The organism is Oleiphilus sp. HI0132, from assembly GCF_001635845.1.
Map to the genome: position 1 here is coordinate 1 of NZ_LWGJ01000942.1, position 282 is coordinate 282.

Annotated in this window: 1 protein-coding gene; it reads left to right on the forward strand. The window is 43.6% G+C overall.

All coding sequences use genetic code 11. The annotated features are described in order from the left end of the window. On the forward strand, positions 1–221 hold a 221-nt coding region (locus tag A3766_RS30990), incomplete at its 5' end, for a hypothetical protein (RefSeq protein WP_231882883.1). Between the last annotated feature and the right edge of the window lie 61 nt (positions 222–282).

Here is a 282-nt window from a genome sequence, read left to right on the forward strand (position 1 = left end):
GCATAGCCTTATTGTTGATCGTCAGTATCTACAATTTGATTAAGGTGCCTGCTCACCTAAAACCTGGCGGTAATATTGGCTATGCTTTGTTATCGGTTCCTCTCTATTCCACGATGGCCATCATTGCGGGTATTTTCTTCTTCTCTCATGGCCACATGCCAGGGATAGGTATCTATCTGAATACACTGATGGACCTGGCGGACATGTTCCTGAACGTTTAAGGCCATGTTATAGAACATAATAACGCCACCCATACAAAGGATGTAAGGAATGAGAGGCTTA